Below are 13,436 nucleotides of genomic sequence, written 5' to 3'. Positions count from 1 at the left end.
CCGCACTAGCCGCCGACCCATGAAAAACCCCGCCGCCGCCTGAGCGGAAGCGGGGTTTTTCGTTGTCCGCCAAGGGCGGGGCCTATTCGGTCCCGGTCTCGTCGGTATCGGGTTGCGCGGCGGTGTTGCGCTTGGGCTTCTTGGCCGCCTTCTTCTTGACCAGCTTGGGCGGGGCAGGCGTCAGCTCGAACGCCAGCGCGGTTTCGATGCCGTCGCCCTCCTTCAGGCTGACGTGGACTTCGCCGCCATGCGCCAGCTTGCCGAACAGCAGTTCCTCGGCCAGCGGTTGCTTGACCTTTTCCTGGATCAGCCGCGCCATCGGCCGCGCGCCGTACATCCGGTCGTAACCCTTGGTCGCCAGCCAGTTGCGCGCTTCGCTGTCGAACTGGATGTGGACGTTCTGTTCGGCCAGCTGCAGTTCGAGCTGGAGGATGAACTTGTCGACCACGCGGCTGACGACTTCGGTGCCGAGGTAGGCGAACGGGACGATCGCATCGAGCCGGTTGCGGAATTCGGGGGTGAACAGGCGCTTGACCGCCTCGTCACCCGCATCCGCTTTCGACACGTCGCCGAACCCGATGCCGTTGCGCGCCATGTCCGATGCGCCGGCATTGGTGGTCATGATCAGCACGACATTGCGGAAATCGACCGTCTTGCCGTGGTGATCGGTGAGCCGCCCGTTGTCCATCACCTGCAGCAGGATGTTGAACAGGTCGGGATGCGCCTTTTCGATTTCGTCGAGCAACAGCACGCAGTGCGGCTGCTGGTCGATGGCATCGGTGAGCAGTCCGCCCTGGTCGAACCCGACATAGCCCGGAGGCGCGCCGATCAGGCGGCTGACCGAATGGCGCTCCATGTATTCGGACATGTCGAAGCGCTGCAACGGGATGCCCATGATCTGGGCGAGGCTGCGCGCGACTTCGGTCTTGCCGACGCCGGTGGGGCCGGAAAACAGGAAGCTGCCGATCGGTTTGTCGGGATCGCGAAGCCCCGCGCGGCTCAGCTTCATCGCGCTGGACAGCAGCTGGATCGCCTGATCCTGCCCGAACACCAGCCGCTTGAGATCGCGATCGAGATGCTCGAGCACTTTCTTGTCGTCCGAACTGACCGACTTGGGCGGGATGCGCGCCATCGTCGCGATGACCTGTTCGATCTCGCGCGCGGTGATGATCTTCTTGCGCTTGCTCAGCGGCACCAGCATCTGCATCGCGCCCACTTCGTCGATCACGTCGATCGCCTTGTCGGGCAGCTTGCGGTCGTTGATGTAGCGCGCAGAGAGTTCGACCGCGGTCTTGATCGCGTCGGGCGTGTACTTGACCTTGTGGTGTTCCTCGAACGCGGTGCGCAGGCCACGCAGGATCTTGATCGTATCCTCGATCGTCGGTTCGTTGACATCGATCTTCTGGAACCGGCGCAGTAATGCGCGGTCCTTTTCGAAGTGGTTGCGGAATTCCTTGTAGGTGGTCGATCCGATGCAACGGATGGTCCCGCCCGACAGCGCGGGCTTGAGCAGGTTGGACGCGTCCATCGCGCCGCCGCTGGTCGCACCGGCACCGATCACGGTGTGGATTTCGTCGATGAACAGCACCGCGTGCGGCAGCTTTTCCAGCTCGGACACGACCTGCTTCAGCCGTTCCTCGAAATCGCCGCGATAGCGCGTGCCGGCCAGCAGCGCGCCCATGTCGAGCGAGTAGATGACCGCTTCGGTCAGCACTTCGGGCACGTCGCCCTCGACGATCTTGCGTGCCAGACCTTCGGCGATGGCGGTCTTGCCCACGCCGGGATCACCGACATACAGCGGATTGTTCTTCGACCGGCGGCACAGGATCTGGATCGTGCGATCGACTTCGGGGCCGCGCCCGATCAGCGGATCGACCTTCCCCGCCAGCGCCTTTTCATTGAGGTTGACGGTGAACTGGTCGAGCGCGGAATCCTTCTTGTTGCCGCCCTTGGCCTCGGCCTTTTCTTCGGGAGCAGGCGTCTCGTTCTCGGACTTGGCGGTGCGGCCGTCGGCCTGGCGGCCGCCCTTGCCGATGCCGTGGCTGATGAAGCTGACCGCGTCGAGCCGGCTCATGTCCTGCTGCTGCAGGAAATAAACCGCATACGAATCGCGTTCGGAGAACAGCGCGACCAGCACGTTGGCGCCGGTCACGGTGTCCTTGCCCGAAGACTGGACGTGAAGGATCGCACGCTGGATCACCCGCTGGAACCCGGCGGTGGGCTGCGGATCGGCCTTTTCGGCGGTCTTGAGCGACTGGTATTCCTGGTCGAGGTACTGGCGCACCACATCGCCCAGGTCACCCAGGTCCACGCCGCAGGCCTGCATGACCTGCGCGGCGTCGGGATCGTCGATCAGCGCAAGCAGGAGATGCTCGAGCGTCGCGTATTCGTGGCTGCGTTCCGACGCATTGGCGAGCGCGGCGTGCAGCGTTTTCTCGAGGCTCTGGGCGAAACTGGGCATAAGGTTTCTTTCCGGCTCGCGCCTGATTGTCCTCACCGATGACGGAGATTTCCGCCACTGAGGAGGTGTAAACCAACGTGGTTAACAGATGTTAAACCCCCCGCCATAACGGTGGATGAACTGGCTGGGGTCGAACAGGTGTGCGGGGACACATCCTGAATATAGGTACGCCGCCCGGCGCGTTGAAGGGCGGCCACGATCATCAGATTGTCGCGTCCGGCGGATCGGCTGCGACCGGCGCGCGGCCGAACAACGCATCGGCCGCCTTGCGGTGGGCCTGCGCCTTGTCGCGGTGGGCGACGATGCGGACCACTTCGGCCTCGCACAGCTGGATGCGTTCGTTGAGCTCGTCGTGCGAGTAACGGTCGAGCGATTCGCCTGCCAGCATCGTGGCGGCGTCGCCCTTGGTTCGGGGAAGTTCGTCTTCCATTGCAGTGCACAATCTTGGCGTCGCGACGCTTGCTGTCAACCGGGTGCGTGGCTAGGGCTTCATTTATGTGGCTCTTGGGGCACAGGTGACCACACGCGTTATCGCACAGCAGGGGCAATCGATGCAGCCGCTCGAGACAACCATGATGGCCATCGGCTTCGACGCACCGGGCGGGCCGGACGTCCTTCGCATCGAGCAGTGCCCGGTGCCGCAGCCCGGCGCGGGGCAGGTGCTGGTCCGCGTCGCCTATGCCGGGGTCAACCGGCCCGACGTGATCCAGCGTCAGGGCTTCTATCCGCCACCACCCGGCGCCTCGCCGATTCCGGGCCTCGAGATTTCCGGACAGGTCGTGGCCGTGGGCGAAGGCGTCACCAACCCGCTGGTCGGCCAGCAAGTCTGCGCGCTGGTGTCGGGCGGCGGTTATGCGCAATATTGTCTGGCACAGGCCGCGCACTGCCTGCCGGTGCCCGAAGGCCTGCCGCTCGATCAGGCGGCCGCGCTTCCCGAAACGCTGTTCACCGTGTGGCACAACGTCTTCGAGCGCGCCTATGCGATGGAGGGCGAGACGCTGCTGGTCCACGGCGGCACCAGCGGCATCGGCTCGATGGCGACGATGCTGGGCAAGCTGTTCGGCCTGACCGTGATCGTCACCTGCGGCGGCGCGGACAAATGCGCGGCGGCGCTGCACATCGGCGCCGACCATGCGATCGACTACAAGGCACAGGATTTCGTCGCCGAAGTCGCGCGCATCACCGATGGCCAGGGCGTGCAGATCGTACTCGACATGGTCGCGGGCGATTACGTGGCGCGCAACCTCAAGTGCCTGGCCGACGATGGCCGCCACGTGACCATCGCGGTGCAGGGCGGGGTGCGCGCCGAAATCAACATGGCCGAGATCATGCGCCGGCGGCTGATGCTCACGGGATCGACGCTGCGCCCGCGCGACAATGCGTTCAAGGCGCTGCTGGCAGAGGAAATCGCCCAGGTCGCCTGGCCGCTGGTCGTAGAGGGCAAGCTGCGCCCGGTGATGGATCGCGCCTTCCCGCTCGCCGATGCCGCAGCGGCGCACGCGCGGATGGAAGCGGGCGACCATATCGGCAAGATCGTGCTGAAGGTGTAAGCTCCCAAAATCGCGATGGGCGACAGACGCGACAGGCGACAGGAGGCCACGATGACTGATGGTGCGCCGGTTCCGATCCTCCACGAAGACCCGGTGTCGGGCAATTGCTACAAGATCCGGCTGACCGCCGCGCTGCTGGGCATGCCGATCGAGCGGCGCGAATACGACATCATGAAGGGCGAAACGCGCACGCCCGCGTTCCTGTCCGGGGTCAACGCCAACGGGCGTATCCCGGTGTTGCAAGTGGGGACGCGGTTCCTGCCTGAAAGCAACGCCGCGTGCTGGTATCTCGCCGATAGCAGCGCGCTGGTTCCCGCCGACCGGTTCGACCGCGCCGACATGCTGCGCTGGATGTTCTTCGAACAGTACAACCACGAACCCAACGTCGCGACCTTGCGCTTCTGGATGCACTTCGTCGGGCGCGACAAGCTGACCGAATTCCAGCGCGTGCAGGTCGAGCCCAAATGGATGGCGGGCACCGCCGCGCTCAAGCTGATGGACCAGCACCTTGCCGCCAACGACTGGTTCGTGGGATCGGCGGTGACGCTCGCCGACGTCGCGCTGTTCGCCTATACCCACGTTTGCGAGGATAGCGGCTGCTTCCACCTGGCCGATTATCCCGCCGTCCGGCGCTGGATCGCGCGGGTCGAGGGCTTGCCCGATTTCGTGGCGATGAAGGATTGACCGGGGCTGCCGTCATGGGGGCGGGGAGGAGCGAAGCATGACGTTTCCATTGCTGCGCATTGCTGCAGATTACGCGCATGTCGAAGTGCGATCAGGCCGCGGTGCCGCATCGTGGAACCAGATGGACGAGGTGTTTTCGGGCTCCGCCGACGCGGGCCAGGAATGGCGCGGGCCCGAAGGCGGCAAGCTGGCCGCGCGGCATTGCCTGTGGCGCAGCGATCCGCAATCCACGTTGTCGCAGCCCTATATCGTGTCCGGGATCGACGGACTGGGGCACGGCCAGCCGCAACTGCTGGTGTTCCCGTCGGGGCTCGATGACTGATGGCCGCGCGATGCTGCGCCGCATCGCACCTGCCTGAGCAAACGCGCCTAATCGCAGGCATGTTTCGAATGGCCTTGCCGTTCCGTGCGGCTTGGCCTAAATCGTGGCGCTGACGGCCGCTCCGCAAGGGGCGGCCCTTTCTATATCCGCTGTCTGGAGATTTCCCGTGAGCAACCAGCCCACGTTCCCGCTGATGCCGCATGCGACGGCATCGTGGCTCGTCGACAATACCGCGCTGAACTTCGATCAGATCGCGGATTTCTGCGGCATCCATATCCTGGAAGTGCAGGCCATGGCCGATGATCTGGCCGGCTCCAAGTTCACCGGGCGCGATCCGGTGCACACCGGCGAACTGACCCAGGCCGAAATCGATCGCGGGCAGGACAATCCCGCCTACCGGCTAAAGATGCAGAAGATCCCGGTGTCGGTCAGCCGCACCAAGGGCCCGCGCTACACCCCGGTGTCCAAGCGCCAGGACAAGCCCGACGGCATCGCCTGGATCCTGCGCAACCATGCCGAAATCTCGGACGCGCAGATCGGCAAGCTGATCGGCACCACGCGCAACACCATCGCCGCGATCCGCGATCGCAGCCACTGGAACATCTCGAACATCAACCCCAAGGATCCGGTTACGCTGGGCCTGTGTTCGCAGCGCGAACTCGATGCGCTGGTCGCCAAGGCTGCCAAGAAGGCCGGGATCACCGAAGATCAGGAAGTCACCGACGCCCGGCTCGGCAACGATCGCGACGCCCTCATCGAGGAACTGCGCGCCGAACGCACCGCCTCGGTCAAGGCCGCCGCGCAAGCCGCGCAGGAAGCCGAAGCCGCCGCCTGGCTTGAAGCCCGCAAGGCCGAAGGCGTGTCGGACAGCTGATTTTCGCGACAACACGTAAAACGAAAAAGGGCGGCCCTCTCGATGGAGTGCCGCCCTTTTTCGTATGCGTTTCAGATGGCCGTCGGGCCGGGTCGAGTCCGGGACGACGGATACATCTCAGCTGACCAGCGTCAGCGGTGCCTCAGCCGATGACGCGGTGCGGTGCGCGAACTTGCCGTCGACTTCGGCGCCCTGTTCGATGGTCAAGGCGTCGTAGCTGACATCGCCGTGGATCCGCGCGCTGCGCAGGATCACCAGTTCGCCCGCGTCGATCGAGCCGTGGACGGTGCCCGAAAGTCGCGCGCTTTGTGCCCGGATCGCGCCGTGGATTTCGCTGCCTTCGCCCTGCACCAGCGCGGCGCAAGTGATGTCGCCCTCGATGCGCCCGTCGATGTGCAGGTCGGCGGTGGCGGTGACATCGCCCTTGAGCGAGATGTCCGCACCGAAGATCGAGAATGTCGCGGCGCCGCGATTGCCCCCGGCCATCGGACTAGCCGTCGGTCCCGGCCGCTGCGCCGGCGCTGGCTTTTTGGAAAACATGGGCATTGGCCTCCAGGAACGGGCGCGGGTTGACCGGCTGGTCGTTGATGCGGACTTCGAAATGAAGGTGCGGGCCGGTCGACCGGCCGGTGCTGCCGATCAGGCCGATGACCTGTCCGGCATTGATCGGCTGGCCGACGGTAGCCTCGATCCGCGACATGTGCGCATAACGGGTCAGCAACCCGTTGCCGTGGCTGATTTCCACGCAGTTGCCATACCCCGAACGCACACCGGCAAAGCTGATCGTGCCGGTCGCTGCGGCATAGATCGGGGCGCCGATCGGTCCGCGAAAATCGAGCCCGGCGTGGAACGCGCCCTGCCCGGTGAACGGATCGCTGCGATAGCCGAACCCGCTGGAGATATATTCGAGGCTGGCGGGCAGCGTGTTGGGGATCGCCGCCAGACCGTGGCGCAGCGCGCTCATCCGCTCGAGGCTGGCGCCCAACCGGGCAAAGCGCGGATCGGTGGAATTGCCGGGGCCCGTGCTCATCGGGATCAGCGGGCCGCCCTGCGCGTCGCGGCCGTTGTAGGATGCCATCATCAGCTGCGGGTTGAGGCCGACGCGGCGGATCGCGGTTTCGGCGCTGGCCGACTGCGCGTCGGCATAACGGGTCAGGCGTTCGACCAGCGCCAGCTGGCGCGCCTCGATCCGGGCCAGACCAGCGGCTTCGGGCAGGACCATGCTGATCTTGCGCACGGTCTTGTCGGCTTCGGTGGAACTGTCGGAAACGGTGCCCTTGGGCAGGTCGGCGGGAAGCTCGCCCAAGTGGCTCTGGACCATCTTCTCGATGAAATCCTGACGCTTCTGCAGATCGGTGGCGATGCCTCCCACGCCCTTGCGATATTGCGCAACACGGGTTTCGGCGGTGGTCACCGCCGCTTCGCGCTGAAGCAGCGAATCGCGGCTGCTGCTGGCGGAAAACTGCGCAAAGATCATCACCGCCATCGCGACGGCCCACGCCAGCACGGCCCCGGCGATCAGCCCGGCTCCGCCCATCTGCAGGCGCGACGATATCCTGATGAAACGGACCTGTCCCTGCGAGCGCATGAAAAACTCACGCTCGGGAAACCAGCTCCGCAGCCGGGTAAGCCACCCGTCCTGCGATTCGATCTGCAAAGGAATACGACCCCGTTTTTTGGTATTTGCGAAGTGCCGCATACTGAATGGGTCGGGCGAGTCGAATCGATTGCATGAGACTCACGCCGAGTCGTGCGACTCGCCCGACGAGTCGATCCGGCTGTGCATATTTTCGCAACGCGCGGGAACGTATGGGGGATCAACGATTTCCGAGGGCGCGAATCTCCGATCTCCGATGCCCGGAGTCGATCATCGGGCATGTCATCTTCGGGGCACGGCTGACAGCGCCACCGCGCGGTGGTAGGGGCGCGGCATGTCCAGCCAGCCGATCCCGTCCGCCGATCCCGTCGAAGCGCAGGTCCATGCGCTGGCCCGCGCCGCTCGCACCGCGCAGCGCGTGCTGGCCCGGCTGCCCGATGCGACCAAGGCCGATGCCCTGCGTCGGGCTGGCGAAGCGCTGCGCGCGCACCAGCCGGCGATCCTCCAGGCCAACCTGCGTGACATGACGGCGGGCGCCGCCAACGGCCTGTCGGACGCCATGCTCGACCGGCTGCGGCTCGATCCCGCGCGGCTTGCCGCGATCGCCGATGCGGTGGCCGACGTGGCGGCGCTACCCGATCCGGTGGGCACGGTCATCGATCGCAGCGAGCGCCCCAACGGGCTGGCGCTGTCGCGCGTGCGCGTGCCGATCGGGGTAATCGGGATCATCTTCGAAAGCCGCCCCAACGTGACCGCCGATGCCGCCGCGCTGTGCGTGCGATCGGGCAACGCGGCGCTGCTGCGCGGCGGCAGCGAGGCGGTGCATTCCAACCGCGCGATCCATGCAGCACTGGTCGAAGGGCTGGTCGCGGGCGGGGTGCCGGCCGAAGCAGTGCAATTGATGCCGACGCAGGATCGCGCTGCCGTGGGCGCGATGCTTGCCGCCGCCGGGCTGATCGACATGATCGTGCCGCGCGGGGGCAAAAGCCTGGTCGCGCGGGTGCAGGCCGATGCGCGCGTGCCGGTGCTGGCGCACCTCGACGGCATCAACCACACGTATGTCGATCACGCCGCCGATCCCGCGAAAGCCGCCGCCATCGTGCTCAACGCCAAGATGCGTCGCACCGGCGTGTGCGGGTCGATGGAAACGCTGCTGATCGACGCGACTTATCCCGATCCGCACGGGCTGGTCGAGCCGCTGCTCGCCGCAGGCTGCGTGCTGCGCGGCGATGCCCGGGCCTGCGCGATCGACCCGCGTATCGCGCCTGCTGCCGCCAACGACTGGGATTGCGAATATCTCGACGCGATCCTGTCGGTCGCGGTGGTCGATGGGATCGACGATGCGCTGGCCCACATCGCACGCCATTCCTCGGGCCACACCGATGCGATCGTCACCGAGGATGCTGCGGTGGCCGAGCGGTTCCTGGCCGAAGTCGACAGCGCGATCGTGATGCACAACGCCTCCAGCCAGTTTGCCGATGGCGGCGAATTCGGGCTGGGCGCGGAAATCGGCATCGCCACCGGGCGGCTCCACGCGCGCGGTCCGGTCGCGCTGGAAGGGCTGACCACCTACAAGTGGCTGGTGCGCGGGAACGGCCAAATCCGTGCGTAGTTGATCGACGCGTGCTTGATCGAAGCGGCGCGATTGACGATGGCTGCTTGCGCGGCGCAATGTCACCACCTGCGAACAAAGGAATCTCCCCATGCGCTACAACCGCTTTGGCTCGACCGGGCTGATCGTTTCCGAACTGTGCCTTGGCGCGATGACCTTCGGCACCTCGGGAGGGGTGTTCGGCGCGATCGCCGGGCTCGACCAGGCCGGCTCGACCGCGCTGGTCAAGCAGGCGGTCGATGCCGGGATCAACTTCATCGACACCGCCAACGTCTATTCCGAAGGCCATTCCGAAGAAATGGTCGGGCAGGCGATCCGCGATCTGGGGATCAAGCGGTCGGACGTGATCGTGGCGACCAAGGCGATGGGATCGATGGGGCAGGGGCCGAACGATGCGGGCGTCTCGCGTCACCACCTGATGGACCAGATTGACGCCAGCTTGGGGCGCCTCGGGATGGACCATGTCGACCTTTACCAGATCCACGGCTGGGACTCGGTCACCCCGATCGAGGAAGCGTTGCGGGCGCTCGACGATATCGTTCGCACCGGTCGCGCGCGCTACATCGGCGTGTCGAACTGGGCGGCGTGGCAGATCATGAAGGCGCTGGGCATTTCGGAACGGCTGGGGCTGGAAAAGTTCGCGTCGCTGCAGGCCTACTACACCGTCGCCGGCCGCGATCTGGAGCGCGAGCTGGTGCCGCTGCTGCAAAGCGAAGGCGTGGGCCTGATGGTGTGGAGCCCGCTGGCAGGCGGGCTGCTCTCGGGCAAATACACGCGCGGCAACGAGGATAAATCGCAGGGCGAAGGCCGCCGCGCCGCGTTCGATTTCCCCCCGGTCGCGATGGACCGCGCGTACGACCTGATCGATGCGATGGGCGAGATCGGCAAGGCGCGCGGGGCGACCGTGGCGCAAGTGGCGCTGGCCTGGCTGCTGTACCAGCCGGTGGTCTCGACCGTGATCGTCGGGGCCAAGCGTGCCGACCAGCTGGCCGACAACATCGCCGCCTGCGACGTCACGCTGTCGGCCGACGACATGGCCAGGCTCGACCAGCTGAGCGCCTTGCCCAAGGAATATCCCGGCTGGATGTTCGATATGCAGGGGCCGTACCGTGCCAACGCGGCGTCGGCGCGGCGCGTGCCCGAATGATCGCCCCATGCCGGTGATGCGCCGCTGATGCGGAACGGCCCGGTCACCGGCCTGCTCGGCGGCAGTTTCAACCCCGCGCACGGCGGGCATCGCCGGATCAGCCTGTTCGCGCTGGATGCGCTGGCGCTCGACGACGTGTGGTGGCTGGTTTCGCCGGGCAATGTGCTGAAGCCGGTAGCGGGCATGGCGCCGCTCGCCGCGCGCGTATCGGCGGCGCGTGTCGTGGCGCGGCGCGCGCCGATCCGGGTGACCGCGATCGAGGCGCAACTGGACACGCGCTACACCGTCGATACGCTGCGCGCGCTGCTGCGGCGCTACCCCAAGCGGCGGTTCGTGTGGCTGATGGGGGCCGATAATCTGGCGCAGTTTCATCGCTGGCGCGACTGGCGCGGGATTGCCCGCATGTTGCCGATTGCGGTTATCGCGCGGCCGGGCTATGATGCCGCTGCTGTGGCGAGCCCCGCCATGGCCTGGCTGCGCCGCTTTCGCCGGCGGCCCGGCAGACTGGTGAACGGCGCAACATGGAGCGCTCCGGCGCTGACGATCCTGCGTTTCGATCCCGATTCCCGTTCGGCCACCCAGCTGCGCGCCGTCGATCCGGACTGGCCCTCGCGCCATCTGCACCGGGTCCTGCGCGATCCGTTGACCCACAGGCCGCTTCTCCACCCGCTGACCACGGATGCACGGCCCTGACCCGGCCTGTACGCCCGCTGCCCCCCGGTTTCCGGCCCTTTGGCCGGGATAACCCATTGTTTTGAAAGACGAAGAACACCCCATGCAAGGAGCTCAACAACCCCACATGAACACCGCGCCCATGCCGGGCACGCCCGGCGCCGTTCCGCACAGCCCGGACCCGCTCCACGATCTCGTGCTGGCGTCGCTCGACGATGACCAGGCGATGGAAGTGGTGTCGATCCCGCTCGAGGGGAAAAGCTCGATCGCCGATTACATGGTGATCGCGTCGGGCCGCTCGACCCGCCAGGTCGCCGCGATGGCGCAAAAGCTGGCCGAACGGATCAAGAAATCGGGCCACGGCCCGGTACGGATCGAAGGCCTGCCCGCCGCCGACTGGGTGCTGGTCGATGCCGGCGACGTGGTGATCCACCTGTTCCGCCCCGAAGTGCGCAGCTTCTACAACCTGGAACGCATGTGGGCGTTCGGCGATGCGCCCCCGGTGCTCGGTTCGGCGTAAGGATGGGGTGATCGGGATTGGCTGGCGCTGAGTTCCGCGCGGAAAAGTCTAGGATGCGTTGACCGGTCGAACTAACGTTCGACCTCGCACGGCACCGGCCCACTCCCCCTGCCCGACCACCCCCAAGGTATACTGCCGGGTGGTCGGGCAGGGGGAGTGGGCCGGTGCCGCTTCCAGCCGTGAGGCTGGAAAAAGACCCGTCGCACTGCACCAGTTTGGCAAAAATCCATTTCTTCACTCGGACTCCTCAACCCATGCTTCTCCACGTGATCGCCCGCGGCAAGATCGGTCGCTCGCCGGAAGCCGAGCTGGTTGATCGCTATGCAAAGCGCATCGCGTGGCCGTGGAAGCTGACTGAACTGCCCGATCGCGGCGGCGCGGTTCCGGTGCCTTCGGCCACACCCTTCCGCACCGTCGCGCTCGACGAGCGGGGGCGCCAGCTGACCTCCAGTGAATTCGCCGCGATCCTGTCGCGCTGGCGCGACGATGGTGTGCGCGAGGCGCGGTTCCTGATCGGCGCGGCGGATGGACACGAAGCGGCGCAGCGCGATAGTGCCGACCTGTTGCTCGCGTTCGGCGCGGCGACCTGGCCGCACATGCTGGCGCGCGCGATGCTGGCTGAACAGCTGTGGCGCGCCACCAGCATTATCGCTGGCCATCCGTATCATCGCGAAGGATAAGCGCGCCGTCATGACGTCGCGCCATCTGTTCCTAGCCCTGCTGGTTGCCGTGCCCGCGCTGGCCGGGTGGAGCCTTGCCGCGCAGGACGCGCCGTTCCAGTCGGCCGGTGAGGCCAACGATGCGCTGCACCAGGCGCAAGTCGAACTCACGGCAGCCAGGACGCGCGGCGAGCGGCTCGAGGCCGAAGCGCAAGGGGCCACCGCCGCCGCCGATCGCACCGCGCGGCAGGCCGCCGCCGTCGCCGCGCGCATCCAGCAGGCCGAAGCGCAGATCGCGGTGAATCAGGCGCAGATCGCGCTGGTCGATCGCCAGCGCGATTCGCTGCGGCTGCGCATCGCCCAGCGCCAGGAACCGCTGGTGCAGCTGACCGGCGCGCTGCAGCTGATGTCGCGGCGGCCGCTCGCGCTCAGCCTGTTGCGCCCGGGATCGCTGCGCGACACGGTGTACTTGCGCGCGGTGCTTGAAACGATGCTGCCCGAAGTGCGCCGCCGCACCGCCGGATTGCGCGACGAGATCGCGCGTGGACGCCAGCTGCAGCAGCGTGCCGCTGCCGGGGCGGCGGACTTGCGCGCCAGCGAGGCGCAGCTGGGCGAACGCCGCACCGAACTCGCGCGCGTCGAAAGCCGCCAGCGGCAGGCCTCGCTCGCGGCGCAAGGATCGGCCAACCGCGAGGGCGATCGCGCGCTGGCGCTGGCCGAACAGGCGCGCGACCTGCGGCAGCTGATGGGGCAGTTGGAGGATGACGGCGCGCTGCGCCAGCAGCTGGCCACGCTGCCCGGCCCGGTGCTGCGCCCCGCACGACCCGAACAGGCCGCCGTGGTCGATGATTCGGCGTCTGCCACGCCCGCCGCTTCGCTCGACTATATCCTGCCCGTTGCGGGGCGGCTGGTGGCAGGCTTCGGCGAGGGCGGATCGGCCGGCCCTTCGACCGGGATCAGCCTCGCGCCCGCCAGCGGCGCGCAAGTGGTGGTGCCGGCGGCGGGGCGCGTGGTGTTTGCCGGCCCCTATCGCGGATATGGCCGGATCGTGATCGTCGAACACCCGGGCGGCTGGACCAGCCTGGTCACCAATCTGGCGCTGGTGACCGCGCATGTCGGCGATGAAGTGGTGCAGGGCGCGCCGCTGGGCACTGCCGGGCCGGGGCGTCCGGTGGTGACGGTCGAGCTGCGCAAGGAAGGCACCCCGGTCAACCCGATGGAACTGCTGCGCGGTTGATGGGCTTGGACCGTCTCATGCCGTTGGTCGATCCGGCGCGGCGTTCGTAGAAAACGCCTCGCGCGGCCATCTGGCATTCAGCGCCAAGAGCCTATAGATTG

At 66.8% G+C, this 13,436-nt stretch carries 14 protein-coding genes; 10 read left to right on the top strand and 4 right to left on the bottom strand.

Annotation, left to right across the window (positions count from 1 at the left end; genetic code table 11):
- Positions 1–82: 82 nt before the first annotated feature.
- Positions 83–2,461: an ATP-dependent Clp protease ATP-binding subunit ClpA gene (gene clpA, locus NL2_RS00605; RefSeq protein WP_068070624.1), complete on the bottom strand. Its 2,379-nt coding sequence runs from the start codon at positions 2,459–2,461 to the stop codon at positions 83–85.
- 202 nt (positions 2,462–2,663) lie between these two features.
- Positions 2,664–2,891 (bottom strand): DUF1192 domain-containing protein, encoded by a 228-nt coding sequence (locus NL2_RS00600; RefSeq protein ID WP_068070622.1) that lies wholly within the window; start codon positions 2,889–2,891, stop codon positions 2,664–2,666.
- Between the two features lie 121 nt (positions 2,892–3,012).
- Here NL2_RS00600 and NL2_RS00595 point away from each other — a divergent pair, with 121 nt between their 5' ends.
- The 4 genes from NL2_RS00595 to NL2_RS00580 all read left to right on the top strand — a co-directional run bounded on the left by NL2_RS00595 (position 3,013) and on the right by NL2_RS00580 (position 5,891).
- Positions 3,013–4,011 carry an NAD(P)H-quinone oxidoreductase gene (locus NL2_RS00595; RefSeq protein WP_068070620.1) on the top strand — a complete coding sequence of 333 codons (999 nt, stop codon included), beginning with the start codon at positions 3,013–3,015 and terminating at the stop codon, positions 4,009–4,011.
- Between the two features lie 51 nt (positions 4,012–4,062).
- Positions 4,063–4,695, top strand: a complete 633-nt coding sequence (locus NL2_RS00590) for a glutathione S-transferase family protein (protein ID WP_068070619.1) — start codon at positions 4,063–4,065, stop codon at positions 4,693–4,695.
- 37 nt (positions 4,696–4,732) lie between these two features.
- Positions 4,733–5,017: a hypothetical protein gene (locus NL2_RS00585; protein ID WP_068070617.1), complete on the top strand. Its 285-nt coding sequence runs from the start codon at positions 4,733–4,735 to the stop codon at positions 5,015–5,017.
- A gap of 166 nt (positions 5,018–5,183) precedes the next feature.
- Positions 5,184–5,891, top strand: coding sequence for a DUF1013 domain-containing protein (locus tag NL2_RS00580; RefSeq protein WP_068070615.1), 708 nt, complete (start codon positions 5,184–5,186; stop codon positions 5,889–5,891).
- 117 nt (positions 5,892–6,008) lie between these two features.
- Here NL2_RS00580 and NL2_RS00575 read toward each other — a convergent pair whose 3' ends face one another.
- A complete protein-coding gene (locus NL2_RS00575) occupies positions 6,009–6,377 on the bottom strand; it encodes a bactofilin family protein (RefSeq protein WP_068070613.1) in 369 nt (122 codons plus the stop codon).
- Positions 6,378–6,381: 4 nt separating this feature from the next.
- Complete coding sequence (locus NL2_RS00570) at positions 6,382–7,548, bottom strand: peptidoglycan DD-metalloendopeptidase family protein (RefSeq protein ID WP_369405434.1); 1,167 nt, start codon at positions 7,546–7,548, stop codon at positions 6,382–6,384.
- Positions 7,549–7,822: 274 nt separating this feature from the next.
- Here NL2_RS00570 and NL2_RS00565 point away from each other — a divergent pair, with 274 nt between their 5' ends.
- From NL2_RS00565 to NL2_RS00540, 6 genes are all read left to right on the top strand, one after another.
- Positions 7,823–9,100 (top strand): glutamate-5-semialdehyde dehydrogenase, encoded by a 1,278-nt coding sequence (locus NL2_RS00565; protein ID WP_068070611.1) that lies wholly within the window; start codon positions 7,823–7,825, stop codon positions 9,098–9,100.
- A gap of 91 nt (positions 9,101–9,191) precedes the next feature.
- Positions 9,192–10,247 carry an aldo/keto reductase gene (locus NL2_RS00560; protein ID WP_068070609.1) on the top strand — a complete coding sequence of 352 codons (1,056 nt, stop codon included), beginning with the start codon at positions 9,192–9,194 and terminating at the stop codon, positions 10,245–10,247.
- Between the two features lie 27 nt (positions 10,248–10,274).
- Positions 10,275–10,940: a nicotinate-nucleotide adenylyltransferase gene (locus tag NL2_RS00555; RefSeq protein ID WP_068070607.1), complete on the top strand. Its 666-nt coding sequence runs from the start codon at positions 10,275–10,277 to the stop codon at positions 10,938–10,940.
- 106 nt (positions 10,941–11,046) lie between these two features.
- Positions 11,047–11,439, top strand: a complete 393-nt coding sequence (gene rsfS / locus NL2_RS00550) for a ribosome silencing factor (protein ID WP_068070605.1) — start codon at positions 11,047–11,049, stop codon at positions 11,437–11,439.
- Between the two features lie 254 nt (positions 11,440–11,693).
- A complete protein-coding gene (locus tag NL2_RS00545) occupies positions 11,694–12,119 on the top strand; it encodes a 23S rRNA (pseudouridine(1915)-N(3))-methyltransferase RlmH (RefSeq protein ID WP_068070603.1) in 426 nt (141 codons plus the stop codon).
- Positions 12,120–12,129: 10 nt separating this feature from the next.
- Positions 12,130–13,335 carry a murein hydrolase activator EnvC family protein gene (locus NL2_RS00540; RefSeq protein WP_068070601.1) on the top strand — a complete coding sequence of 402 codons (1,206 nt, stop codon included), beginning with the start codon at positions 12,130–12,132 and terminating at the stop codon, positions 13,333–13,335.
- Positions 13,336–13,436: the final 101 nt, after the last annotated feature.

It is taken from the genome of Novosphingobium lentum NBRC 107847, from assembly GCF_001590965.1.
Lineage (GTDB): Bacteria > Pseudomonadota > Alphaproteobacteria > Sphingomonadales > Sphingomonadaceae > Novosphingobium > Novosphingobium lentum.
The sequence above is the reverse complement of the archived record's forward strand: the minus strand, read 5'-3'. Positions and strand labels throughout refer to the sequence as shown.

What these genes read in the sequence shown, in the direction of transcription:
- clpA (WP_068070624.1), bottom strand. Translation starts at nt 2,461, where the DNA reads ATGCCCAGTTTCGCCCAGAGCCTCGAGAAAACGCTGCACGCCGCGCTC.
- NL2_RS00600 (WP_068070622.1), bottom strand. Translation starts at nt 2,891, where the DNA reads ATGGAAGACGAACTTCCCCGAACCAAGGGCGACGCCGCCACGATGCTG.
- NL2_RS00595 (WP_068070620.1), top strand. Translation starts at nt 3,013, where the DNA reads ATGCAGCCGCTCGAGACAACCATGATGGCCATCGGCTTCGACGCACCG.
- NL2_RS00590 (WP_068070619.1), top strand. Translation starts at nt 4,063, where the DNA reads ATGACTGATGGTGCGCCGGTTCCGATCCTCCACGAAGACCCGGTGTCG.
- NL2_RS00585 (WP_068070617.1), top strand. Translation starts at nt 4,733, where the DNA reads ATGACGTTTCCATTGCTGCGCATTGCTGCAGATTACGCGCATGTCGAA.
- NL2_RS00575 (WP_068070613.1), bottom strand. Translation starts at nt 6,377, where the DNA reads ATGGCCGGGGGCAATCGCGGCGCCGCGACATTCTCGATCTTCGGTGCG.
- NL2_RS00565 (WP_068070611.1), top strand. Translation starts at nt 7,823, where the DNA reads ATGTCCAGCCAGCCGATCCCGTCCGCCGATCCCGTCGAAGCGCAGGTC.
- NL2_RS00560 (WP_068070609.1), top strand. Translation starts at nt 9,192, where the DNA reads ATGCGCTACAACCGCTTTGGCTCGACCGGGCTGATCGTTTCCGAACTG.
- NL2_RS00555 (WP_068070607.1), top strand. Translation starts at nt 10,275, where the DNA reads ATGCGGAACGGCCCGGTCACCGGCCTGCTCGGCGGCAGTTTCAACCCC.
- rsfS (WP_068070605.1), top strand. Translation starts at nt 11,047, where the DNA reads ATGAACACCGCGCCCATGCCGGGCACGCCCGGCGCCGTTCCGCACAGC.
- NL2_RS00545 (WP_068070603.1), top strand. Translation starts at nt 11,694, where the DNA reads ATGCTTCTCCACGTGATCGCCCGCGGCAAGATCGGTCGCTCGCCGGAA.
- NL2_RS00540 (WP_068070601.1), top strand. Translation starts at nt 12,130, where the DNA reads ATGACGTCGCGCCATCTGTTCCTAGCCCTGCTGGTTGCCGTGCCCGCG.